This is a genomic window from Bradyrhizobium sp. TM239, assembly GCF_036247985.1.
Taxonomy (GTDB): domain Bacteria; phylum Pseudomonadota; class Alphaproteobacteria; order Rhizobiales; family Xanthobacteraceae; genus Bradyrhizobium; species Bradyrhizobium ottawaense.
Map to the genome: position 1 here is coordinate 176,885 of NZ_BTIR01000010.1, position 21,238 is coordinate 198,122.

Sequence of the window (21,238 nt, forward strand, 5' to 3'; positions counted from 1 at the left end):
CGCGGATCGCGGCCTCATCCTTGGGCTCTACGAGGAAATCCCCAAGGAATCCTCATCGTTAGACGCATACAATTTAGGTGCCGTCCCGGTCGCTGCCAAGGGAACGAGGTGGGACTATTTATCCCATCTTAGAGCGATTCCCGCTGAAATAATGGCGTCCGAAGCGGGGTTTCTCCTGCCTGGTTAAGGTGTCCTGACGGCGCGGGGCCGAATTGGCCGGTGTCATGATCCGCCCTCGTCCGCGCCTATCCGCCCTTGCGGCGCCGGACCGGCGCCGGTGCGACGTGGATACGCCCGCCGGCAACGCTGATCAAGGCTCCCGCAAGGGTCTGCCTCAGGGCCTGCCGACCATTTGCGCCCGTGCGAGGGCTTGCGGCGAGGGCCTGGTCGAGCGCGGCCAGGAGGGTCTCAACCTTGCCGAGTTCCGCCGGCCCTTCATGCCCGAGCGCGTTGATGGCCCGCAGCAGGAGGCGCAGCCGGACCTCCTCCGGCAGGACGGCAAAGGCGGAGGCCTCGAAGCTTCGAACGCCGACCTGCGGCGCATCGCCGCGATCCCTCAAATGGAGGAAGCGCTCGGCGCCGTCGGCCAGCAACTCGACCGCCGCATTGGCCCGCGCCAGCCGGGCCGCGAGCCGCACCAACGTGCGGGCATCGCCGCCCTCGGCCGCAAGGAGCGGCAGCAGCGCGCGCAGCCGCGGTCGGGTGAAGGCGGTGTCGCGGTTGGTGGGATCGTCGGCAAAGCCGATCCTGGCCCGCTTCAAGGTCGCAATCAGCTGCGCCTTCGGGACGTCGAGCAGCGGACGCGCCAGCACGATCCCGTCGCGCTCGCTGAGGGAGGCCATTGCCGACAGCCCGGCAAGTCCGCTGCCCCGCAACAGGCGCATCAACAGGGTCTCGGCCTGGTCGTCGCGGGTGTGGGCAGTCAGCACGTGGCTCGCGCCGACGGCACGCGCGGCCTGCGCGAGCAGGCGGTAGCGGGCCTCGCGCGCCGCCGCCGGCAGTCCGGTCTTCGGCTTTGCGCCGCGCCAGCGCAGGGTCCGGTGCGGCAATCCGAACTCAGTGGCGAGCCGCTTGACCTCGCGCGCCTCACGCGCCGCCTCTCGCCGCAGGCCGTGATCGATCGTGACGACGGTGAGACGCGGGCCGCGCGCGAGACTGTGCCGCCAGCGCGCCGCAAGCCACATCAGCGCGACCGAGTCGGGCCCGCCCGACACGGCGAGCACCAGCGCCGGCGCGCTCTTCAGGCCGGCGAAGAGTCGCCTCGCCTCGCGTGTCGAGATCGGAGAATTGTCGTCGTCTGGCATGAAGCGGCCCTGACAGTCGCAGACGGATGGTTACGATGTCTAGCGCAGCACCATCCGCATTGTCAGGACCCCGACGTCAGCACTTCACCCGTTTCTGCTCGCGGTCGACCGCGGCTTTGACGCCGGCGGAGGCGCGCGGATATTTGCGGCCGACCTCGCCGAAGGCGGCGCAGGCGGCCTCCTTCTCCTTCAGCGCGGCGAGCGACTGGCCGAGCCGCAGCAGCGCATCCGGGGCCTTGGCCGATTTCTCGTATTTGGTGGTGACGGCGAGGAAGGCTTCCGCGGAGTCCCGATATTGCTGGCGCTGGAAGTAGCTCTCGCCGAGCCAGTATTGCGCGTCGCCGAGCAGCGGGTCGCTCGGATATTTCTGCGTGAAGTTCTTCATGGTCTGCTCGGCGAGCGCGTAGTCCTTGCGCTGCATGTAGCCGATGCCGAGGTCGAACTCGTCGCGCGGCGTTGCCGAGGGCGGCAGGGTGGTCAGACCGGCGCCGCCGGCCGGCGGATAGCCGGGCTGGGCGGCCGGGGGAGCGGCCTGCTGCTGATAACGGGGGGCGGTGTTGGCGAGATCGAGCGGCTCGCCGGCGCCGCGGCCGCCGGGTGCTCCCGACGGCATCGGCTGCGGGCCGCCGCCGAGCGCGCGCGGCGCACCCGGCGCGCTCGGGTTCTGGTTCGGATCGAAGGCATCGCCGCGACGACGCGTGCCGGGGGCGCCGGGCGCCGGCTGCTCCTGAACGATCGGCGCAGAAGCGGCGCTCTGCGGCTGCTCGTAATTCGGCTGCACGGCCTGCTGCTGCGGCTGCTGGCGATAGCCTGGCGCAACCTGACCTGGTCCGACCTGGGCGGGCGGCATCGCCGCGACGTTGGGCGCCTGTCCGGGCGCGCCTTGCGCGCCGCCCTCGAGCGCCCGCAGCCGCTCTTCGAGCTGGCGGTTGCGGTATTGCAGCTCTTCGTTCTGGCCGGTGAGCTGGCGCAGCTGGTTCTCCAGCCGCTCGATCCGCATCTCGGGATCGGCATCATCCGACTGCGCAAAGACCGACTGCGCAGTTGCGGGCGAGCACAAAGTGAGCAGCGCGACGGTTGCCACGGTGCCGGTAACTGCCTTGAATTTCGATGACATCTTGCCCTGACGACAAAAGCGACGTGGCACATGGCGGACCATTCGCCGCGCCACACAATGAGGAAGGGAGTACGCCAAAACCGTGACTTGAACCAAGGGGTTTTAGGTCACGGTTTGCTGAAACGAAACCGGCGCCCGAGAGGGCGCCGGCATAATCTGTTTTGGAAGATGAACGGCGCCTGACCGAGTGTCAGTATCTCGGCGTCAGGAGCTCGCGTTCAGCACGGTGACGGCACGACGGTTCTGCGACCAGCAGGAGATGTCGTTACAGACGGCGACCGGCCGCTCCTTGCCGTAGGAGATCGTGCGCATGCGGTTCGGATCGATGCCGCGCGAGGCCAGGAACGAACGCACCGACTGGGCTCGCCGGGCGCCGAGCGCGATGTTGTATTCGCGGGTGCCGCGCTCGTCGGCGTGGCCTTCGACGGTGAAGCTGTAGCGCGGATAGGTCTGCAGCCACTGCGCCTGCTTCTCCAGGGTCACGATCGCCTGCGGGGTCAGATCGGTCTGGTCGCTTTCGAAGAACACGCGGTCACCCACGTTGACGACGAAATCCTGCTGACTGCCAGGTGTTGCCGCATTGGCCATCGCATCCGTCGCGGCATTCTTGTTGGCGCAGGCGCCCATCGACAGCGCGACGGCGAGCACCGCGACCAGCTTCAATCCCTGGAGGATACGCATAGGATGTTTCATTCCGGAGCCTCCACGCTCACGTTAGTCCACTGCTGTCCGGTCTACAGGGGGTTGGTTAAGCGAACGTTCCGTCAACCTTGACGGAACCTTGCCTCAGCCGATCAAATGCCCCCAACCAGCGAAAAGCACCCGTCATGGTTAATGGGTTGTAAATGTGGCGCGAGGGTGAAGGCAAGCCGCGCCGGCCGGCAAAAACCCGGCTTTCGCCGGAATTTTGGGCCCAGGGCGAGATGCGTGGCGACGCGTGACGGGTAAGGGGCAGAGCCCAGGCTCAAACCTGGAGCCGCATCCACACTATCGCCGACTCAGGCGTGCGCGGCGTCCGCGTGTGCAGCGTCCGCCACGAGCACCGGCCGCTGCGGCACCTGGCGCTGGCCGCCGCGCCCGAACAGCATCCGCCGCTCGAAGGCAGTCGACCGCATGATTGGATAACGCTCGAACACCTTTTTGCGGAAGGTCGGGAAGTCCGCCGCCATCAGTCCGAACGGCTTGGTGAGGCCGGGAACCAGTCGCGGCTCGGCGATGGTCTCATGCAGGAACACCCGCCGGTAGAAGGCCTGATGCTCGGGGCGCACGATGGCGAGGCCGAGATCGGCATTGAAATGCTCGCAGGCCATGTAAGCGAGACGCGTCGTCAGATAGGGCAATTCCGGAACCCGCTTGACCTGGTCGGGATCGGCGACGAAGCGGGTCGGGTCGATCATGACCTCGCCGCGATCGAGCCGCGGCAGCAGGATGTCCGGGAAGACATCGGCCGAGGTGGACTCGCGCCATTCCGACGTCAGCACGCTGATGCGCACCGAGCTGCAGAGCTCACCATGGAGATAGACGCCGAAGGTCCACGCGTTCGGCAGCTCGTCGTAGCGGTCTGTCACCCGCGCATCCGCGGAGGGCTTGACCGCGCCTTCCCGCAGATAGGCGCGGTAGCGGAGATTGTAGATCTCCTCCTTCTCCGCGACGGTTTCCGCAAGATGATAGTCGACGTCGGTCAGGAGTTCCGCTCCCCGTCCAACAGCCGAAATGACAGATCTGGCTGAGGACTGCATTCCAACTCCTTAAACACACTCACGTCGCGGCATTCGAAGGCAATTCCTGCAAGACAACTTACGCGCGCGCCATGATTTATTAACACCTTCTTAACAAGTATGCAAAGCAATCGAAGGGTTAGGGTTAACCTCCGTAGCACTACGGTACCCTGCAACAGCCTGAAATGATGGGACGTTCCGAGAAACGGACTTAAGCGAAGGAGCGCGAGCTGGCGACGTGGAGCTGGCCTTCGCCGCGCCGCCCATGCGAGGCGTTGAGCAGCTGGCGCATCCGCACGGCGGGCACCGGACGGCTGAACAGATAGCCTTGCGCTTCGGACACAGTGCCGTCGGCGCTGATCAGATCGAGCTGCTCGTTGGTCTCGATGCCCTCGACCACGACGGCCATGCCGAGATCGGCGGACAGCCGCGCCACGCCACGCAGCAGCGTCAGCGGGCGGTCGGTATCGATGCCTTCGAGGAAGGAGCGGTCGATCTTCACCTTCTGCATCGGGAAATTGTGCAGGTAGCTGAGGCTGGAATAGCCGGTGCCGAAATCGTCGAGCGAGATGCGCACGCCGAGCGCATGCAATTGCGACAGGATATCGTGGGTGAGCTGGGTGTTGCGCAGCAGCGAGGACTCGGTGATCTCGATCTCCAGCCGATGCGCCGGCAGGCCCGACACCTCCAGCGCGTAACGGATTTCGCTCAGCACGTCGCGCTGGTGGAATTGCTGCGGCGAGAAGTTGACGGCGACGCTGACGCTCTCCGGCCACTTCATGCATTCCATGCAGGCGCGGCGCAGGATCCAGCGGCCGAGATCGACGATCAGGCCCATGTCCTCGGCGACCGGGATGATGTCGATCGGCGAGACCGTGCCGCGCACCGGATGATTCCAGCGCAGCAGCGCCTCGCACGTGGTGATCTTGCCGGACTTCAGATTGACCAGCGGCTGGTAGAACAGCTCGAATTCCTCGTTGGCGAGCGCCTTGCGCAGGTCGAGCTCGAGGATGCGGCGGGCCTCGACGGTCGCCGCCATCTCGTCGCGGAAGAAGCAGAAGGTGCCGCGGCCGTCGGCCTTGGCACGGTACAGCGCCATGTCGGCGTTCTTGAGCAGCGTGTCGGCACTGGCATCGCCCGGCGAGGTCAGCGCGATGCCGACGCTGGCGCCGATCTCGACCAAATGATTGTCGATGCGGTAGCGCTCGCTCAGCCGCTCGACGATGCGGCGGGCAAGCGCGGCGGCGTCCTCGGGCGAGGAGATGTTCTGCTGGAACACGACGAATTCGTCGCCGCCGAAACGCGCAACGAAATCTTCGGGGCGCAACATCTCGCGCAGACGGTTGGCGACGGCACACAGCAGCTGGTCGCCACAGGGATGACCGAGCGTGTCGTTGACCTGCTTGAACTGGTCGAGGTCGACGAAGAGCAGCGCGGAGAGCCGCTCGGCATGATGCGAATTCTTCAGCAGCCGCTCGATCTCGTCGTGAAAGCTGACCCGGTTGGGCAGCGCCGTGAGCTCGTCATAACGGGCGAGATGGCTGATGCGGGCTTCCGCATTGGTGCGTTCGGTGATGTCTTCCAGCAGCAGCACCGTGCCGCCGCCGGTCATCGGCTGGAACGTCCAGGCCAGGGTGCGGCCGCGCGAGGAATCCGGATCGGCGGTGACGATCTCGCAGATCCGCGCATGCTCGATCTCGGCCAGGATGTGGTTGCCGCTCTCCGCCGAGATCGACCCGGCGGAAACGCAGGCCGCCGCGATATCGGCGGCAGTGGCGCCGCGCTTGACGAGATCCTCGGGCAAGGCCATCAGCTCGCCGAAACGGTGGTTCATCACCGCGAGGCGGCCGTCGGCGCGGAACATGCACAGGCCATGCGGCATGTTGTTGAGCGCGGTGTCGAACTGGCTCGCCAGCGCGGATTCGCGGAAGCTCGAGGTCAGCGCCTTGACGAAGATCGCATGCAGGCTGAGGTTGATGTTCTTGAGCCCGATGAAGAAGAACACCAGCAGGATGGCAAGACCGATGTGGTAGAAGCCGCCGTGCAGCAGCAAGGCGAGCGACATCGGACCGCAGGCCAGCGCGACGTGCCACTGGATCACCCGGGGCTGCCCGTAATTGCGGGCGGCGCCGCCCGCGGTGTAGCCGATGCCGATGGCGACACAGAGCATGTCGGCGACAGGATCGTTGTTGTTGTAGATGACGACGAAGGCCCACAGACCGAGCACCGCCGCATAGCTCAGCGCGCCGATCCAGTAGCGCGGCTCGAGGTGCTTGGCCTCTTCGAATGACAGCACCTCGGTGCGGTTTTCATATCCGCGCATCTGGAAGGCGCGCGCGGTGCCGATGGCAATCAGCAGGAACGCGAGCGGCCACAACCAGACATCGCCCGTCTTCAACGCAGTCATCACCGCGGCCACGGCCGCGGAGGCCGAGCCTAGGAAGATCGCCCAGAAATTCTGCACCATGGAGTTGATGAGAGCGGCGTAGAGTATCGGCTCCAGCTCGTCTCGATCACTCTGCTTCTGGTCGGCCAGTTGCATTGGCTTGTTACGCGTCCTGTTTGGCGCGTAGTCTTACCCAGCCCAGATGAAGCCTTTCTGAGGGAATATCGTTAAAGTCGAGTTGTTTTTCGGTATCAGCGAACCGATTTCCGCTTAAATATCAAGCAACTAGGCAAGCCTTGCCGGGCACAAGGTGAAGGAAGGCTTGCTTTGCGCAGAAAAGTCGAAAAAATCGACGCGTTTTTCGACAACATCGCGCCTCTGAACGCGCGATGTATTAGCGCTCTCTCGTCAGCCCGCCGTCGAGGATAGCAGCGGCGACCATGCAGGGTCGGAGGCGAAGCCGGGCGTCGGCACCTTGAGCTCGTTGCGGCCCGAGATGTCGACGCTGTACAGCGACGGCCCGCCACTGCCGCCGGGATCGCGGAAGAACATCAGCACGCGCCCGTTCGGCGAGAAGGTCGGACCTTCATTGTGGAAGCCGGAGGTGAGCAGCCGCTCGCCGGAGCCGTCCGGCTTCATGACGCCGATCGAGAACTGCCCGCCGCCCTGTCTGGTGAAGGCGATGTAATCGCCCTTCGGCGACCACACCGGCGTCGAATAGCTGGCGTTGGTGTCGTCCTTGGAGAAGGAGATCCGCTGCGCCTGTCCGCCGCCCGCCGCCATCACATAGATCTGCGACCTGCCGCCGCGATCGGACTCGAAGCAGATGCGGGTGCCGTCCGGCGAGTAAGATGGAGACGTGTCGATCGCCGGCGTGTCGGTGAGGCGCGTGGTCGAGCGCGAGCGCAGATCCATCACGAACAGGTTGGAATTGCCGCCCTGCTGCAGGCTCATGATGACGCGCTGGCCGTCCGGCGAGAAGCGCGGCGCAAAGGTCATGCCCGGGAAGTTGCCGACGATCTCGCGCTGGCCGGTCTCGATGTTGAACAGATAGACCTTCGGATCGCCCTGGCCGAACTCCATGTAGGTGATCTCTTGCGAGTTCGGCGAGAAGCGCGGCGTCAGCACGAGATCGGAGCCGCGGGTCAAATAGCGCACATTGGCGCCGTCCTGATCCATCATCGCGAGCCGCTTGACGCGGCGCTCCTTCGGGCCGCTTTCGTCCACGAACACCACGCGGCTGTCGAAATAGCCCTTCTCGCCGGTCATCCGCTCATAGATCTGGTCGGAGATGATGTGGGCGATGCGGCGCCAATATTCCGGCGAGGTGAAATATTGCTGGCCGGCGAGCTGCTGGCCGGAGACCACGTCCCACAGGCGGAATTCGGCCTTGAGCCGTCCATCTGACTGCCGCGTCATGCGGCCGGTGACGAGGGCCTGCGCGTTGAGCGTCTTCCAGTTCTGGAATTGCGGCGCGACGTCGATGTTGCTGATGCGCTCGATGAAGGCGGCCTGGTCGATCGGCGCGAACAGGCCCGAGCGCTTCAGATTGTTGGTGATGACCTGCGTGACGCCATTGCCGACGTCGCCGTCGGCGGGCGAGCCCGGCACGAAATTGGTGATCGCGATCGGGATCGGCTGGAATGCCGTGGGATCGATGCGGAGCCGGTCCTGAGCGAAGGCACGTCCACCCCCGAGCATCGCGAGGGTCGATCCGGTCAGGGTCATGAAGCGGCGGCGGTTCATCGATCGGACGTCATTCATTGCAAAATTCTTTTGTTCGGATGTCACAACATATCTTTCAGGCCGAAAGTCATCGGAATGAGCTTCCAGCTCTCGTACTGCTGCCTCGGCATGAACGAGTAGACCTGACACTGCACGATGGCGCGCTTGGCGCTCTCCGCCACCGCCTGGGCGATCGACCGCGACGGTCCCCTTACCGCGACCACGATGGGTTCGGACGCCAGCGATCCGTCGATCTTCATGGGAATGTCGATGTCGGCTTCGTACTGGTCGGCATCCTGTCCGTTATAGGTCGGCGTGAAGCAGCGCTTGACCGCGCCCTGGAACGCACCGCGCCAGGTCGCAATGTTGTTGGCGGCAGTGCCGGTCGTCGATCCCAGCGAGGCCGATGCGTTCAACGCTGTTCCAGTGAGTTCGTGCCGGGTCGCTGCCCGCTTGTCGAGGTCGCGCTGGATCTGCGCGGGATCGAAGCTGCGTTCCTTGGGCTTCGGCTGCTGCTGCGGCTGCACCGCCGCGACCTTCTGCTCCACGGGCTTGGGCGGCGGCTTCTTGGTCTCCAGCTTCTTCTGCAGCTCGGCGATCGGATCTTCCTTGGCCGGATCAGGCTTCTTTTCCTGCGGCTTCGGCTCTTCCTTCGGCTTCGCCTCGGCCACGGGCTTCGGCGGCTCGGGCTTCTTCTCCACCGGCTTCTCGACCGGCTTCGGCGGCGGATCTGGCTGCGAATTGGTCTTGATCAGCTCTTTCTTCTCGGTGACCTTGCCGACGGCGTCTTCCTCCGGCTTGGGCTCCGCGATCTTCTCGACCTTGGGCTTGGGCTCTTCCTTCTTGCCGGTCTTCTGCCCGGCCATCATCTTCGCGAGCTGATCGGTCGAGATGATGTCGATCGGGAGCGACTCTTCCGGCGCGACGTAGGCCTTGCTGCTGAAGGTGACCAGCCCCCATCCCAGCACGAGGACATGCAGGGCAATCGACGCAACGAGTGTCTTGTCGACCTTCACCTTCACGGCCTACCCCTGATCCGCTTCCGTGACGAGGGCGAGCTTCTTGAATCCGGCGCCGGACAACTGGCCCATCACCCTGGCCACCGTGCCGTAATCCGCCTTCTTGTCGGCGCGCAGATAGATGCGCTCCTCGAGCCCGCCGCGCGCGTCGGTGATCGCCTTCAGCTTGGGTATCAGCTCGTTGATCGCGATCTCGGAATCGTTGATGAACACCTTGCCCTTGATGTCGATCGACATCTGGATCGGCTTTTGGTCGTTGTTTTCGAGGCTCTTGGCCTGGGTCTGCGGCAGGTCGAGCGGCACGCCGACCGTGAGCATCGGTGCCGACACCATGAAGATGATGAGCAGCACCAGCATCACGTCGACCATCGGCGTGACGTTGATCTCGGCCACGACGGGCTTGCGCCGGCCACGGCGGCCGCCGCCTCCGGACGAACTCGCAACGTTCATCGCCATGATCGCGTGCCCAAATTGCCCTTCACAGTAGAGTCAATTCCGTTCCGATGAAATCGGAACGGGGCTCTAGATTCCTGTCTTGACGCGTTTTCTTCACGCGAACCGGTATCCACTTCGCTCGAAAACGCTCGATACATGCCGTCCATCAGCCCCGCTCGTCGATCTGACGCGACAGAATGGCGGAAAATTCATCGGCGAAGCCTTCCAGCCGCTGGGCCTGCCGGTTCACCTCGGACGTGAACTTATTGTAGAAGATAGTGGCAGGAATGGCGGCGATAAGGCCGACCGCGGTCGCAAACAGCGCCTCCGCGATGCCCGGAGCCACCACCGCCAGAGAGGTATTTTTCGACGCCGCGATCGACTGGAAGCTCGACATGATGCCCCAGACCGTGCCGAACAGGCCGACGAAGGGGCCGGCGGAGCCGACGGTCGCGAGCACCAGCAGCCGGCGTTCCAGCCGCTCGACCTCACGCGCGATCGAGACGTTCATGACCTTGTCGATGCGCATCTGGAGACCCGCGACCGAGCGGGCCTGGTTCTCGAACGAGCGCTTCCACTCGCGCATCGCCGCGACGAAACAGGCCGCCATCGAATGCGTCGGCTTGGCCGAGAGCGTGCGATAGAGCTCCTCGATCGATTCGCCGGACCAGAACGCCTGCTCGAAACGGTCCATCGAGCGACGGGTGCGGGCAAACAGGAAGATCTTGTCGATGGCGATCGCCCAGACCCAGACTGAGCAGGACAAAAGTCCCAGCATCACCGCTTTCACGATCCAGTGAGCCTGCCAGAACAGCGCGATCAGCGACACGTCCGCGGAAGCGGCAACCGGAAGGGCTGACTGAGCCACGTCGGCCGGATTCATAGGCAGTATCCTCTCAAGGCGATCGTTTACCCGATGTGCCGGCCAGCAAATGGCTGCCGGTTCCCCAATGGCCGCGCTAGCACCGGCGCGGCCGGCAAGCCCGCTCAAAGCCTTGTCTTTCTGGGTGCAGGGGCTCGTCCAGAGCCGGCCGTCTGCATTCCCTGCCAAGATGTCAAAACTATGGGCCTTTGGCCCCGGGCCTTGACGGTCCCTGGCTTCGGGCTTTGGGCGCGATTGTCCGCCCTTACCAGAGCCCGGCGTTGGTTAATGCGGGGTTACCAGGGGTGAATTTGGTTGCCGGAAAGGTAGCCCGCGCAGGGGGATGGGCGGACAGGCTTGGTCCGTGTCCGTGCGACCGGAGGAACCACCCCTCCCCCAGAAAATTGTCCCGAAAATCACGTGGTCCTGCCACGAGGTCCTGCCATGACCATCAACCCCAAGACGACCGCCGCCATCGGCGATCACCCGCTTCATCCCATGCTGATCCCCTTCCCCGTCGCATGCCTGGTCGGTGCGCCCCTCGCCGATCTGGCCTTTCTCGGAACCGGCGACAGTTTCTGGGCCCGGGCGGCGATGTGGCTGATCGGCGCCGGCATCGTCATGGCGCTGGTTGCTGCCGCGGCGGGCTTTACGGACTTCTTCAGCGAGCCCCGCATCCGCCGCCTCAACGATGCCTGGTACCATATGGTCGGCAATCTCGCGGCAGTCGTGCTGGCCCTGATCAATTTCTACCTCCATTACGCCCAAGGCACGGAGGCTGCGATCAAGCCGTGGGGCGTGGTGCTCTCCCTGATCGTGGTCGGCATCCTCCTGTTCACGGGATGGAAGGGCTGGGAGATGGTCTACCGGCATCACGTCGCGGTGCTGGATGCGCCGGGCCAGACCAGCTCGGAACCGGTCACGCCCCATCATGACGGCGAAAGCCATCGCCGCGCCGCCTGAGGCAACGGGATGTCGCCGGGGGCAGACCTCGGCGACCCTGCCTTTGCGGCTGATCGGGCCGCGCCCCCGCCGCATCTCATGACGTGACGGCGCCTCAGGCCGCCGAAGCGGGCGCGGGACAATTGGTCAACCGAGCAGGATTTCCAACCGCGGTGCAGCCGCTGGGAACGTCGGAAGTCACGACCGTGTCGGCGCCGATCCTGGCGAAATCGCCGATCCGGATATCGCCCAAAATGGTCGCGCCGGCGCCGATGAAGACGCCGCGGCCGATGCGCGGCGAGCGCGTCGGCAGCTCGCTGCCGCGGCCGATGCTGACATTCTGGAGGATGGTGACGTCGTCGCCGATCACCACATCGGCGCCGATCACGATCCCGGTGGCGTGGTCGAGATACACGGACGAGCCGATGCTGGCCGCCGGATGAATGCTGACCTGCAAGAGGTTCGACGCCTCGTTCTGAAACAGCAGCGCCGCATCGCGATGGTCATGACGCCAGAGCCAGTTCGAGACGCGCCAGGCTTGCAGCGCGACATAGCCCTTGAAATGCAGCAGCGGCGCCAGCAGGCCGGCGATAGCGGGATCGCTATGCACGATCGCCTGCAGATCGCGCCCGGACGCGTCGATCAATTCCGGCGCGCCACGAAAAGCGTCGCGGGAAAAGGCCGTGAAACGCGCTTGTCCGGCGGCGTTGCCGCCAAGCCTGCGCCCGATCAGATCGGCCAGAGCCGCGGCAAAATCATCATGCGCCAGCACCGCATCGACAAGCGACTTGCCGAAGACGGGATCGGATGCGCAGGCGCGCTGCGCCTCCTCGCGTATGTTCTGCCAGAGGCCATCGTTCGTCGCGGTCGCAGCTGCCGTCATCGCCGCCTCCGGTGGCTTGGTGCTTCCTTCACGTGTCGACTATAGGCCGCGGGCGACCCGCGCGCCACGCGGCGTCCGCGGCAGCGTGACTACCCGAGCACCATGCCGCAGCTCCCCGTGAGGCTACGAGCTTGCATGCCAGCCATCCGCGACCATATAGTCAGTTGAATTGCTGATGCTGCTTTGGCCGGGATGAACACGCAAAGCAGCTCGCTTGAGCCCCGCGGTGGTCCGCCATCCGCGGGTTTTTCGTACCCGGCAGCCCACGGTGCTGCCGGCGCGAATTCCGGATCCCCGTTACCCTGAGGTCACGCTGAAACATGTTGCCCAACGCGCCCGCCGACGACCACCACGACGACGTCATGTACCCCTCCGCCATACCGTTCGTGCTGGTCCATCTCGGCTGCTTTGCGGCGATCTGGTCAGGCGTCACGTGGCAGGCCGTCGCGATCTGCGGCTCACTGTATGTCGTGCGCATGTTTGCAATCGGTGCCGGCTACCACCGCTATTTCTCCCATCGGGCCTTCGCCACCGGCCGCGTGTTTCAGTTCATCCTGGCATGCCTCGCGCAAAGCACCGCGCAGAAGAGCGTGTTGTGGTGGGCGGCCAAGCACCGGCACCATCACCTACATTCCGACACCGAACTGGATGTGCATTCGCCGCGCCAGCGCGGCTTCCTGTACAGCCATCTCGGCTGGATCTTTTACCGGGAGCACGACGCGACCGATCTCGTGAAAGTCGGCGATCTCGCGGTCTATCCCGAGCTGATGTGGCTGCATCGGCTGGAGCTGCTGCCGGCCTTCGTGCTTGCAGCGCTCTGCTTCCTGATAGCGGGGTGGTCGGGTCTGATCGTCGGCTTCCTGTGGAGCACGGTGCTGGTCTATCACGCGACCTTCTGCATCAACTCGCTGGCCCATGTGCACGGACGCAAGCGCTACGTGACGGGCGACGATTCCCGCAACAACTGGCTGCTGGCGCTGCTCACCATGGGCGAGGGCTGGCACAACAATCACCACGCCTATCAGAGCAGCGTGCGACAGGGCTTTTACTGGTGGGAGATCGACGTCACCTACTACGTGCTGAAAGCGCTGTCCTGGTTCGGAATCGTCTGGAACATGAAGGCGCCGCCCGAACAGGTGCTGCGCAACGAGCAGCCGCTCGGCGCCCGCGTCATCAATCGGGCAGCCCGCGAGCTTGCCGGGCGGTTCGACGCACCGAAGCTCGCACATGCGATCTCTTCGGCGCTGCACCGGGCCGACCCGACCCAGCTGCAGTTGCCGACGCTGCACGACATCCTCAATCGTGCGCATGACGGCGTCGACGCGCTGACACACCTGCATCTGCCAAAGATCCCGACCCGCGAGGAGTTCCTCGCCGAGGCCAAGGCGATGTTCGCACGAACGCGATCGCTCAACGAGATCGTGGATCACGCCTACGAACACTTCCTGGCTTCGGTTCACGCGCAGCTGGCGACGGCGCGCTGAACCTGAAGCATGATCCGCAAAAGTGCGCAGGGGTCTTACCACCCCCGCCGCCCCCTACAGTTCGATCTTCAACCGTTTTGCCGTCTGCGGTCCGACCTGTCCGTCGACAATGAGTCCTTTGGTCGCCTGGAAGGCTGCGACCGCCGCCACCGTGAGGTCATTGTATTCACCGTTGATCGGCCCCGGATTGAAGCCCAGCTCTTTCAAGGCGCGTTGGATGTCCCGAACGACGGACGCCTTCATATTCGGCTGCCCCAGCGCATACAGGTGGCTCGGCTCGACCAGATTGAGTGCTCCACCCGCCGCCCCATACGTAAAGTTCGGCAGCAGGACACCCGTATCCCAATTCCGGCCGGTCACCTTGCCGCGACGAACGCCATAGGCCGTTCCCATCGCCTCGACAGTGCCGCCCTCGCCGTCACAGACGACGATGTGCCCCATCATGCCCGGTCCGGGCGGATAGCGGAGAAGAATGCCTCCTACCGTTGCAGCGGCCTGCCGCCACGGCACGCGCTTTCCAAGTTTCTGTGAATCGCTCTTCCAGGCGCCCGTATAGGCCTCGACCGTTGCAGGATTGCCGTTGTTGTCGACGCATCCGTAGAGGAATCCACCGACCTGATACACCAGCCAGGACATGAACTCCGCACAGTCCCATGGACCGTGCCAGTTCTTGTTGTTCTTGGGAACGCAGACGTTGACGTATTTCTCGCCAATGTGGGCCTCGGCCAGCTTCAGCATCTTTTCGCCGTCGGTCATGCTCAATTCCTTCTGCGTGATAAAACTTGCTAAAATTCGGTCCTCAATATCGAGACATCTAGTTGCGAAGCTCCGGCGAACTTCGCGCGTCAAAGGCGGCACGCTGTTAGGAGCGCTCTGAAGCCGTCCGGGAATTCAGGCGGAGATTCAACGCCGCCTGCGTCACCACGCCGGCATTTCCATCGACCGGGATCTTGGCGTGGTTTTGAAACCACTCGACCGCCTGCGCGGTGGCGGGACCATATCGTCCATCCACGACGAGCGCCGGCTCAGCCCCGAGATCGTTCAGGGCCTCCTGAAGCTCGCGGGTTTCATCCGACGCGGTCGCGGTTTTCCAGGCCACCTGGTTCGCGCCGCTCTTGCCTGTTGCGCTCCACACGATCTCGAAGAGCTCCGTGCGACCGCTCAGGCCGTTGTAGCCGCCGTTGATGATCCGCGTGATCGTCCGGATATCGTTCCGGTCCGCATATGCGTTCAGGCCTCCCTCATTCCACTCGTGAAGGGCGGGAAGCAGAGCGGCTTCGGGAGCAACAATCAGATCCGGGTTATTGTAGAAGTCCACGCCTGCGAGTTTGCCCATGCGCTGGTAGTTGGCGCCGCCGGTCGTCTGCAACAGGCCGCCGCCGCGGTACTTATATCCGTCTCCTTGCTTGGTGTTGCCGAGCTCCTTCGCCTTCTTCGGATTACCCAATCCGTAGACGCGCTCGGCCAAGGCGCGATCATTGTTGAGATATTGATCGACCTCATCGGGCCTGATGGCCGCGCTGTGATTGCCGATGCCGAAAATCTCGAGAAGTCGCGCCGCAGTCTTGTATTTGAGGCTCTCGAACAGAACCGTACCGCGGCCGGTCTCATATAGCGCCTGAGCGAGGAAATGCGCGATGCGAAGCGGTGTGTTGATCTTGAAGCGCTCGAAGATCTCGTCGCCGTCTTCAAAAGCCTTGAGATAATTGGGATAGCAGCGCGGGGCCACCTTCCGAACGATCGTTACGATCCGCACGAAACCACTCCCTAATATTCAGCAAAATATCATCGAGTGAAAACGTACCGAGATTACGCGTGGCACCCTCTGGTTGCAAGAGGGGATTCGATTTCGGGGCAAGGCTCCATCGCCGCAGTTCGGCGGTATTCGCGGCAACGTCCGGCCAGTGATGGTCGGTTGCTGCAGCGATCAACTGCAACCCGCGGCTCGGGACAGGGCTTGGCGCGGCTAAAGTCACGACGAGCAATGCGAACAAGGATGACGGCCGAAGTCGGCCCGTGCTCGATCTCGCGCGCGCGAGAGAGATCGAAGCAGATCCCAAAAACCAAACCGCCCGCCTGCGGGTTGCGCAGACGGGCGGCTCGGGGCCATCAGGACTTTGGGGGCATGCGCCTGAAGGCTTTGAGAGGTGTCAGCCTTGAAGATCAGCCCTGCTGCTGGTCGGTCGGCGGCGGGGTCGGACGCGTCTTGTGCTGCGCCATGAACTGGTCGAACTCTTCCTTGTCCTTGGCGTGACGCAGACGGTCGAGGAAGTTCTTGAACTCGACCTGCTCCTCCTCGAGCCGCTGCAGCGTCTCGGTGCGGTACTCGTCGAAGGCGCGGTTGCCGGAGGACGGCGGGCCGAAGCCAAAGCCGAAGCCGCGGCGCTCCATGCGGCCGCGCATGCGGTCCATCTTGTACTGCATCTTTTCCATCTTGTTCTGCCAGCGATCCTGGTGGCTCCAGCACGACATTCTTCTGCTCCCGAGTGTGAAAAAGAGAAGGGCGAGTCCGATCGGCCACCAGATGATGAAGCCGAGAATGGTCACGGCGATCCAGCCCGGATGCCACGGCGTATCGAGCATGTGGGGGCGCTCGTACTGTTGGTGTTGGTCCGAAGGGCCGCGCCATCGATTGACATCAGCGGTGTAGGCCATTTCCTTCTCCATGACGGCATCTGCCGTTGTGAATGTAAATAACATTTACATAGCTAGACCATCCCGCGATTTTGTCAAGCTGGCCGCTGGACACGGCCGAGTGATTATTTGCGTAATTTTATTTCGGCTTGCCCCAGGGACCGCCGGGCGGCACGCCTGAACCGGAGGATGCCTCCGGCGGCACCGGCGGCGGCTCGGCGCTCCTGCCGGGTCGGCGATCGGTCGGGAAGCCGAGACCGCGCAGGTAGATCAGGACCTCGGCCTCGAGCAGCTCATCCGGCGACATCGGCAGTTTTCGCCGCGCGGCATCACCGCGCGAAAACAGCGAGGCTACGCCGTGCGCCATCGACCAGATGTGCAGCGCCATCATCATCGCCGGCGGCCGCGGCGTGCCGGGCGGCGCCAGCGCAGCAAGCCGCTCGGCCGCAGCACGAATGATGTTGAACGCGCGCTCGCTCGCGGCCTGCAGCGCCGGATTGGCATCGACCGGCAGACCGGACTCGAACATCGCGTTGTAAAAGGCAGGCTCCTCGCGGGCAAAGGCGAGATAGGCCTTGCCGACGCGCTCGAACGCGGTGACCGTGTCGGGGCGACCGTCGTCCCAGGCCGCGGTCAGGCGCTGCTCGAACTGCTCGAAGCCACGCTGGGCGATCGAGGACAACAGCTCCTCGCGGTCGCGGAAATGCCGATAGGGCGCCGCCGCACTGACGCCAGCCATGCGTGCGGCATCGGCGAAGGTGAAGCCGGCCGCGCCCTTCTCGGCGATCAGCCCGAGAGCGGCCTGCAACAGGGCTTCCTTCAGATTGCCGTGGTGATAGCCGCGCTCGGCGCGGCGGTGCTCCTTGCGCCAGCTCATGTGAACAATCTTTACATGAGCCGGGTGTGAAGGTCACTAGCGGCGGCCGGATTGGTTAACCCGTATTTTAACTGTCATTCCGGGGCGGCTCGAAGAGCCGAACCCGGAATCTCGAGATTCCGGGTTCGCGCTTGCGCGCACCCCGGAATGACGAAGCTCATAACTAACCGCCCGGGATCGGCAGCACCGGCATGATCTCGACGCGCTCGCCCGGGAAGATCGCGAAATGCGGGTGGTTCTCGAACATTTTTGCCGCGGCATCATGGGACGCGGCCCGGACCACGGTGAAGGCGCCCATCTCGTTGGCGATATCGGCGACGCCGTTGCCGTCCACCTTCTTGGTCTTGCCGAGCGGGCCACCCATGGCCTGGATCGCACCCTGGTGCTTTTCGACCCAGCCCTTCCAGGCCGCCATGCCCTCCTGCTCCTTTGCCTTGCGCTCCGTCTCGGACATCGCGTTCCACGCGGCCCATTTCGGGCTGGTCTTGCTGCCGAGGAAAACGGCGAGATAGGTGTCGGTGCTCATCGGTTCTCTCCCTTGTTGATGGATTGACGAAGCCGCGAGATCTTCCGCGGGTCCGCTTCGCTACAGCTTCAGGCCGTCAAAGCCGGCGGCTGCCTCCTGCACGTCAGGCGGAAAGTCGCTGATCTCCTGGACCTGCCGGATCTCGATGATTTCGTTCGGCGAGGCCGGGCACTGCCTGGCCCAGGCAATCGCCTCTGCGCGCGAGGCAACCTCGATCATCCAGTAGCCGCCCAGCACTTCCTTGGCTTCAATGAAAGGGCCGTCGGTGACAATGGGCTCGCCGGTCGCAAACGAAACCCGCGCGCCCGTCGACGGCGGATGCAGGCCGTCGAGCGTGATCAGCACGCCCGCGTCCTTCAGCGCCTCGTTGTAGCGCATCATCGCCGCGACGCGCTCGGGATCGAGCTGGACGTCCGGCGGCGCGGCCTCGTAGCCGAGCGGGATCATCAACATCATGAATCGCATGGGTCGTGTCCTGGCTTCTGCGGGGGTTCCGGGATGCGCCGTGAGGCGCAGGCCCGCTCGATTTCAAGACGAATGACCTCTCGCGGAACCGACACGCCCGCGGAAATAATCTTGGGGGCCCGGCCCTAGCGCGGCTGCGGCAGGAAACGTCCATCCTGCCGGGCAGCGCCGAAATAGACGTCGATGCGCCGGACCTTGCCGCCTGCGAAGGTGAAGAACTCCGTGTTGCGAAAACTCCTGCCATCGGTCGCAAGGCAGAAATAGGTGACGAAGGCCTCCTCGCCCCGGACGAAGACGCGCTCGATGTCATGGCGTGCGATCCAGCCACTGTCGCTCCAGCAGCGTTCGAAATAGGTCGGCTTGTCGAGCTCGTCGTCAAACGGGCTGGTGAAGCGGAAATCGTCGGCCAATGCGTCGGCGACCCGCTGCCGGTCATTGGCGAGATAGGCGGCGAAGAGGTCTCGGATCAGGCGTTCGCGGTCGTCGGACATTGCGGGTCTCCTTAATAACGACGTCCCTGGAAGACGATCCATCCGGGGCCGCCCCGACATCGCGCCTTCGGCTTGAGGCCTTTCTTGCCGGACCGAAAGCGCAGTAAAAGGAGCCCGCACTCGCGCGCCCCTCCCGGACACAGGACAGATCAGCCAATGCCGCCAGCCCCGCAAAAAGTCGCCCTCGTCACCGGAGCCGCCCGCGGCATCGGGCTCGCGACCGCGAAGAAGTTCCTGGCCGAGGGATGGCGCGTGGCGCTGCTCGACATCGAGGGCGAGTTGCTCGGCCGAGCGGTCGCCGACATCGACCAAAGCGAGGCGACGCTGGCGCTGACCTGCGACGTCTCGGACGCAGCCGCGGTCGCCGCCGCGATGACGACGATCGAACGGCGGTTCGGCCAGTTGGATGCGCTGGTCAACAATGCCGGCATCGCGGTGTTCGCGCCGCTGATGGAGACGCCCGAGACCGATTGGCGCCGCGTGCTCGAGGTCAACCTCACCGGCCCCTTCCTCTGCACCAAGGCCGCGGTGCCCCTGATGCGCGAGGGTAATGGCGGCGCCATCGTCAACATCACCTCGATCTCGGCGGTGCGCGCCTCGACGCTGCGCTCGGCCTACGGCACCAGCAAGGCCGGGCTCGCGCACCTGACCAAGCAGCTCGCGGTCGAGCTCGCCTCTCTCAACATCCGCGTCAACGCGGTCGCGCCGGGACCGGTCGACACGGCGATGGCGAAGCAGGTGCATACCAAGGAGATCCGCGCCGATTATCACGACGCCATTCCGCTCAATCGCTACGGCCTGGAGGAAGAGCTTGCGGAAGCGATCTACTTCCTGTGCTCGGCAAGCGCGAGCTACATCACCGGACAAATTTTAGCCGTCGATGGCGGCTTCGATGCGGCGGGTATCGGCCTGCCGACCCTGCGCGGCCAGCGCCGAAACGGGTAGGTCCCGCAGGGTGGAGACTTCATGCGACGCATCTCATTGCTCAAAGCCCTGATGCTTGCATCCGCGCTGCTCGCCACCGCGCCTGCGTCAGCTGAAATCCGCATCATCCAGTCACCTGGCGGACAGGTCGGGCCGTTCCTCGATTTGTTCGAGAAGGTGCGCGAGAGCGGCGAGCGCGTGGTGATCGACGGTCCCTGCCTGTCTGCCTGCACGCTGGTGCTGAGCATCGTGCCGGGCGAGCGTATCTGCGTCACCAAGCGCGCCGTGCTCGGCTTCCATGCGGCGCGCTCGGTGGACCGGCGCGGGCGCTTCTATGCCGAACCCCAGGCGTCCGAAGCCGTGCTTGCCGCCTATCCCGGTCCGGTGCGCGACTGGATCAGCCGCCGCGGCGGCCTGAGCTCACGGCTGCTGCTGTTGAAGGGCCGCGATCTCGCCGCGATCTATCCGCGTTGCCGGTGACGAATTTGGCAGCCGACACGATTGTGACGTGAATGAGTTCCGTGACCCCGTCACATGAAGGGCGCTTGGTTTGAAAGGCATTTGCTTGGATGGCTCAAGGCCATACGACAGGTTCCCTGTGCTCGCACGCAATGTGCGCACTGGGCTCTGCACCATCACACTTTGGCTGCCTTCAATAAAGAGTCTGGATCACCGGCCCCAGCTTCATGCTGACGCAGATAAGCATCCCCCACAGGGCAAAATTGATCTGTAGCGCCGCCGCCATCGGTCGCTCCCCTTCCAAGTGACGTCCACCCCAGCTTTTTAGATTTTGTGAGTCACCAATAGCGATTCTGACGTGCAGATTACAGCCCAATATTGCGTCAATTGTTGTGCGATGCAGTCCGCATGGTTTCACGAAGCGGCCTCACTGCTCCCGCAAAGTGATGCGAATCGTGCGATCATTCCTCGGCCACGCCGGCCAATCGTTTGCCTTAAGTTCCATTTGACCGACGCGATGCAAGTTTCCCGTGCGGAAGCTTGCGCAGTGCGCATCGAACTTTGGGTCCGGCATGATACGACGCGGCTTCATCTTGCTTACTTTCTGCACAGCGCTGCTTGGATGTGCAGCCGCACCGGCGCAGGAGCGTCGCCCGATCGCATGGGATGGCCTCGGCCAAGACCCCAACAAGGGCTCGAGGCGCCCTCATGTCGCGAAGCGGGGCGCGACGAATCCCGCACCCGCGGCGAGTGATCCCAATCAGGAGCGGGAACGCGTGCTCGGCACCTTGCGGCCATACTCAGAGGCGTGGTGGGCGGTCCATGACGAGATCGAAGCGGAGAACGACAAGCAGCTCGGCACCAAGCTCGTGATCTGCCCTCGCTGCGTTCAGTCGCCGCAGCAAGGTGAGGACGTCACCGGATCGATCCGTTGAGCGAGCTCACGACCGATCCGGGTATGACGCGATAAATTCAGGCGTCCCCTCT

General features: G+C 64.2%; 22 protein-coding genes. 5 read left to right on the forward strand and 17 right to left on the reverse strand.

The genetic code is table 11. From position 1 onward, the window contains the following. Positions 1-245: 245 nt before the first annotated feature. The 9 genes from tilS to tolQ form a co-directional block, all read right to left on the reverse strand. Entirely contained in the window at positions 246-1,304 is a 1,059-nt protein-coding gene (tilS, locus tag AABA84_RS18360; RefSeq protein ID WP_338312670.1) for a tRNA lysidine(34) synthetase TilS, read from the reverse strand. 76 nt (positions 1,305-1,380) lie between these two features. Continuing rightward, positions 1,381-2,421 carry a tol-pal system protein YbgF gene (gene ybgF, locus AABA84_RS18365; protein WP_338312671.1) on the reverse strand — a complete coding sequence of 347 codons (1,041 nt, stop codon included), beginning with the start codon at positions 2,419-2,421 and terminating at the stop codon, positions 1,381-1,383. 204 nt (positions 2,422-2,625) lie between these two features. After that, entirely contained in the window at positions 2,626-3,114 is a 489-nt protein-coding gene (gene pal / locus AABA84_RS18370; RefSeq protein WP_018317777.1) for a peptidoglycan-associated lipoprotein Pal, read from the reverse strand. A gap of 305 nt (positions 3,115-3,419) precedes the next feature. Further along, positions 3,420-4,160: an N-acyl amino acid synthase FeeM domain-containing protein gene (locus AABA84_RS18375; protein ID WP_028140318.1), complete on the reverse strand. Its 741-nt coding sequence runs from the start codon at positions 4,158-4,160 to the stop codon at positions 3,420-3,422. 190 nt (positions 4,161-4,350) lie between these two features. After that, a complete protein-coding gene (locus AABA84_RS18380; protein ID WP_212248720.1) occupies positions 4,351-6,681 on the reverse strand; it encodes a putative bifunctional diguanylate cyclase/phosphodiesterase in 2,331 nt (776 codons plus the stop codon). Positions 6,682-6,933: 252 nt separating this feature from the next. After that, entirely contained in the window at positions 6,934-8,289 is a 1,356-nt protein-coding gene (gene tolB, locus AABA84_RS18385; RefSeq protein ID WP_433960975.1) for a Tol-Pal system beta propeller repeat protein TolB, read from the reverse strand. A gap of 23 nt (positions 8,290-8,312) precedes the next feature. Continuing rightward, positions 8,313-9,272 carry a protein TolA gene (locus tag AABA84_RS18390; protein WP_338312672.1) on the reverse strand — a complete coding sequence of 320 codons (960 nt, stop codon included), beginning with the start codon at positions 9,270-9,272 and terminating at the stop codon, positions 8,313-8,315. Positions 9,273-9,275: 3 nt separating this feature from the next. Continuing rightward, positions 9,276-9,725, reverse strand: coding sequence for a protein TolR (tolR, locus tag AABA84_RS18395; RefSeq protein WP_212248718.1), 450 nt, complete (start codon positions 9,723-9,725; stop codon positions 9,276-9,278). 145 nt (positions 9,726-9,870) lie between these two features. After that, positions 9,871-10,587: a protein TolQ gene (tolQ, locus tag AABA84_RS18400; RefSeq protein ID WP_018317771.1), complete on the reverse strand. Its 717-nt coding sequence runs from the start codon at positions 10,585-10,587 to the stop codon at positions 9,871-9,873. A 423-nt stretch (positions 10,588-11,010) separates the two neighbouring features. On the opposite strand from tolQ, the gene AABA84_RS18405 reads away from it, so the two are divergent. Then, a complete protein-coding gene (locus tag AABA84_RS18405; RefSeq protein ID WP_338312673.1) occupies positions 11,011-11,529 on the forward strand; it encodes a DUF2231 domain-containing protein in 519 nt (172 codons plus the stop codon). Between the two features lie 94 nt (positions 11,530-11,623). Here the strand turns inward: AABA84_RS18405 and AABA84_RS18410 are convergent, their stop codons facing one another. Beyond that, a complete protein-coding gene (locus tag AABA84_RS18410; protein WP_338312674.1) occupies positions 11,624-12,391 on the reverse strand; it encodes a serine O-acetyltransferase in 768 nt (255 codons plus the stop codon). A gap of 320 nt (positions 12,392-12,711) precedes the next feature. On the opposite strand from AABA84_RS18410, the gene AABA84_RS18415 reads away from it, so the two are divergent. Then, positions 12,712-13,875: an acyl-CoA desaturase gene (locus AABA84_RS18415; protein ID WP_338312675.1), complete on the forward strand. Its 1,164-nt coding sequence runs from the start codon at positions 12,712-12,714 to the stop codon at positions 13,873-13,875. A gap of 54 nt (positions 13,876-13,929) precedes the next feature. On the opposite strand, the gene AABA84_RS18420 is transcribed toward AABA84_RS18415, so the two are convergent. From AABA84_RS18420 to AABA84_RS18450, 7 genes are all read right to left on the reverse strand, one after another. Further along, a complete protein-coding gene (locus AABA84_RS18420; protein WP_338312676.1) occupies positions 13,930-14,631 on the reverse strand; it encodes a peptidoglycan-binding domain-containing protein in 702 nt (233 codons plus the stop codon). 106 nt (positions 14,632-14,737) lie between these two features. Further along, on the reverse strand, positions 14,738-15,631 hold the full coding sequence (locus AABA84_RS18425) for a peptidoglycan-binding protein (protein ID WP_338312677.1): 894 nt from the start codon (positions 15,629-15,631) through the stop codon (positions 14,738-14,740). Positions 15,632-16,038: 407 nt separating this feature from the next. Continuing rightward, the gene (locus AABA84_RS18430) at positions 16,039-16,530 is read right to left on the reverse strand and encodes a DUF2852 domain-containing protein (RefSeq protein WP_212248712.1); all 492 of its coding nucleotides are present in this window, start codon (positions 16,528-16,530) and stop codon (positions 16,039-16,041) included. 118 nt (positions 16,531-16,648) lie between these two features. Beyond that, positions 16,649-17,386, reverse strand: coding sequence for a TetR/AcrR family transcriptional regulator (locus AABA84_RS18435; RefSeq protein WP_212248711.1), 738 nt, complete (start codon positions 17,384-17,386; stop codon positions 16,649-16,651). 163 nt (positions 17,387-17,549) lie between these two features. After that, positions 17,550-17,912, reverse strand: a complete 363-nt coding sequence (locus AABA84_RS18440) for a hypothetical protein (protein ID WP_338305580.1) — start codon at positions 17,910-17,912, stop codon at positions 17,550-17,552. Between the two features lie 60 nt (positions 17,913-17,972). After that, positions 17,973-18,377, reverse strand: coding sequence for a YciI family protein (locus AABA84_RS18445; protein WP_212248709.1), 405 nt, complete (start codon positions 18,375-18,377; stop codon positions 17,973-17,975). A 125-nt stretch (positions 18,378-18,502) separates the two neighbouring features. Further along, positions 18,503-18,868 (reverse strand): nuclear transport factor 2 family protein, encoded by a 366-nt coding sequence (locus AABA84_RS18450; protein WP_212248708.1) that lies wholly within the window; start codon positions 18,866-18,868, stop codon positions 18,503-18,505. Positions 18,869-19,024: 156 nt separating this feature from the next. Between AABA84_RS18450 and AABA84_RS18455 the strand changes: the two genes are divergently transcribed. From AABA84_RS18455 to AABA84_RS18465, 3 genes are all read left to right on the forward strand, one after another. Further along, positions 19,025-19,813: an SDR family NAD(P)-dependent oxidoreductase gene (locus tag AABA84_RS18455; protein WP_338312678.1), complete on the forward strand. Its 789-nt coding sequence runs from the start codon at positions 19,025-19,027 to the stop codon at positions 19,811-19,813. Positions 19,814-19,834: 21 nt separating this feature from the next. Continuing rightward, a complete protein-coding gene (locus tag AABA84_RS18460) occupies positions 19,835-20,272 on the forward strand; it encodes a hypothetical protein (protein ID WP_338305583.1) in 438 nt (145 codons plus the stop codon). Between the two features lie 551 nt (positions 20,273-20,823). After that, positions 20,824-21,186 (forward strand): hypothetical protein, encoded by a 363-nt coding sequence (locus tag AABA84_RS18465; RefSeq protein ID WP_212248705.1) that lies wholly within the window; start codon positions 20,824-20,826, stop codon positions 21,184-21,186. Positions 21,187-21,238: the final 52 nt, after the last annotated feature.

Bases quoted from the DNA above. Each gene is read 5' to 3' on its own strand.
- ybgF (WP_338312671.1), bottom strand. From the start codon at position 2,421: ATGTCATCGAAATTCAAGGCAGTTACCGGCACCGTGGCAACCGTCGCG.
- tolR (WP_212248718.1), bottom strand. From the start codon at position 9,725: ATGGCGATGAACGTTGCGAGTTCGTCCGGAGGCGGCGGCCGCCGTGGC.
- AABA84_RS18405 (WP_338312673.1), top strand. From the start codon at position 11,011: ATGACCATCAACCCCAAGACGACCGCCGCCATCGGCGATCACCCGCTT.
- AABA84_RS18415 (WP_338312675.1), top strand. From the start codon at position 12,712: ATGTTGCCCAACGCGCCCGCCGACGACCACCACGACGACGTCATGTAC.
- AABA84_RS18450 (WP_212248708.1), bottom strand. From the start codon at position 18,868: ATGTCCGACGACCGCGAACGCCTGATCCGAGACCTCTTCGCCGCCTAT.
- AABA84_RS18435 (WP_212248711.1), bottom strand. From the start codon at position 17,386: ATGAGCTGGCGCAAGGAGCACCGCCGCGCCGAGCGCGGCTATCACCAC.
- AABA84_RS18375 (WP_028140318.1), bottom strand. From the start codon at position 4,160: ATGCAGTCCTCAGCCAGATCTGTCATTTCGGCTGTTGGACGGGGAGCG.
- AABA84_RS18380 (WP_212248720.1), bottom strand. From the start codon at position 6,681: ATGCAACTGGCCGACCAGAAGCAGAGTGATCGAGACGAGCTGGAGCCG.
- tilS (WP_338312670.1), bottom strand. From the start codon at position 1,304: ATGCCAGACGACGACAATTCTCCGATCTCGACACGCGAGGCGAGGCGA.
- tolB (WP_433960975.1), bottom strand. From the start codon at position 8,289: ATGAATGACGTCCGATCGATGAACCGCCGCCGCTTCATGACCCTGACC.
- AABA84_RS18410 (WP_338312674.1), bottom strand. From the start codon at position 12,391: ATGACGGCAGCTGCGACCGCGACGAACGATGGCCTCTGGCAGAACATA.
- AABA84_RS18455 (WP_338312678.1), top strand. From the start codon at position 19,025: ATGCCGCCAGCCCCGCAAAAAGTCGCCCTCGTCACCGGAGCCGCCCGC.
- AABA84_RS18460 (WP_338305583.1), top strand. From the start codon at position 19,835: ATGCGACGCATCTCATTGCTCAAAGCCCTGATGCTTGCATCCGCGCTG.
- AABA84_RS18445 (WP_212248709.1), bottom strand. From the start codon at position 18,377: ATGCGATTCATGATGTTGATGATCCCGCTCGGCTACGAGGCCGCGCCG.
- AABA84_RS18420 (WP_338312676.1), bottom strand. From the start codon at position 14,631: ATGACCGACGGCGAAAAGATGCTGAAGCTGGCCGAGGCCCACATTGGC.
- AABA84_RS18465 (WP_212248705.1), top strand. From the start codon at position 20,824: ATGATACGACGCGGCTTCATCTTGCTTACTTTCTGCACAGCGCTGCTT.
- AABA84_RS18430 (WP_212248712.1), bottom strand. From the start codon at position 16,530: ATGGCCTACACCGCTGATGTCAATCGATGGCGCGGCCCTTCGGACCAA.
- tolQ (WP_018317771.1), bottom strand. From the start codon at position 10,587: ATGAATCCGGCCGACGTGGCTCAGTCAGCCCTTCCGGTTGCCGCTTCC.
- AABA84_RS18440 (WP_338305580.1), bottom strand. From the start codon at position 17,912: ATGAGCACCGACACCTATCTCGCCGTTTTCCTCGGCAGCAAGACCAGC.
- pal (WP_018317777.1), bottom strand. From the start codon at position 3,114: ATGAAACATCCTATGCGTATCCTCCAGGGATTGAAGCTGGTCGCGGTG.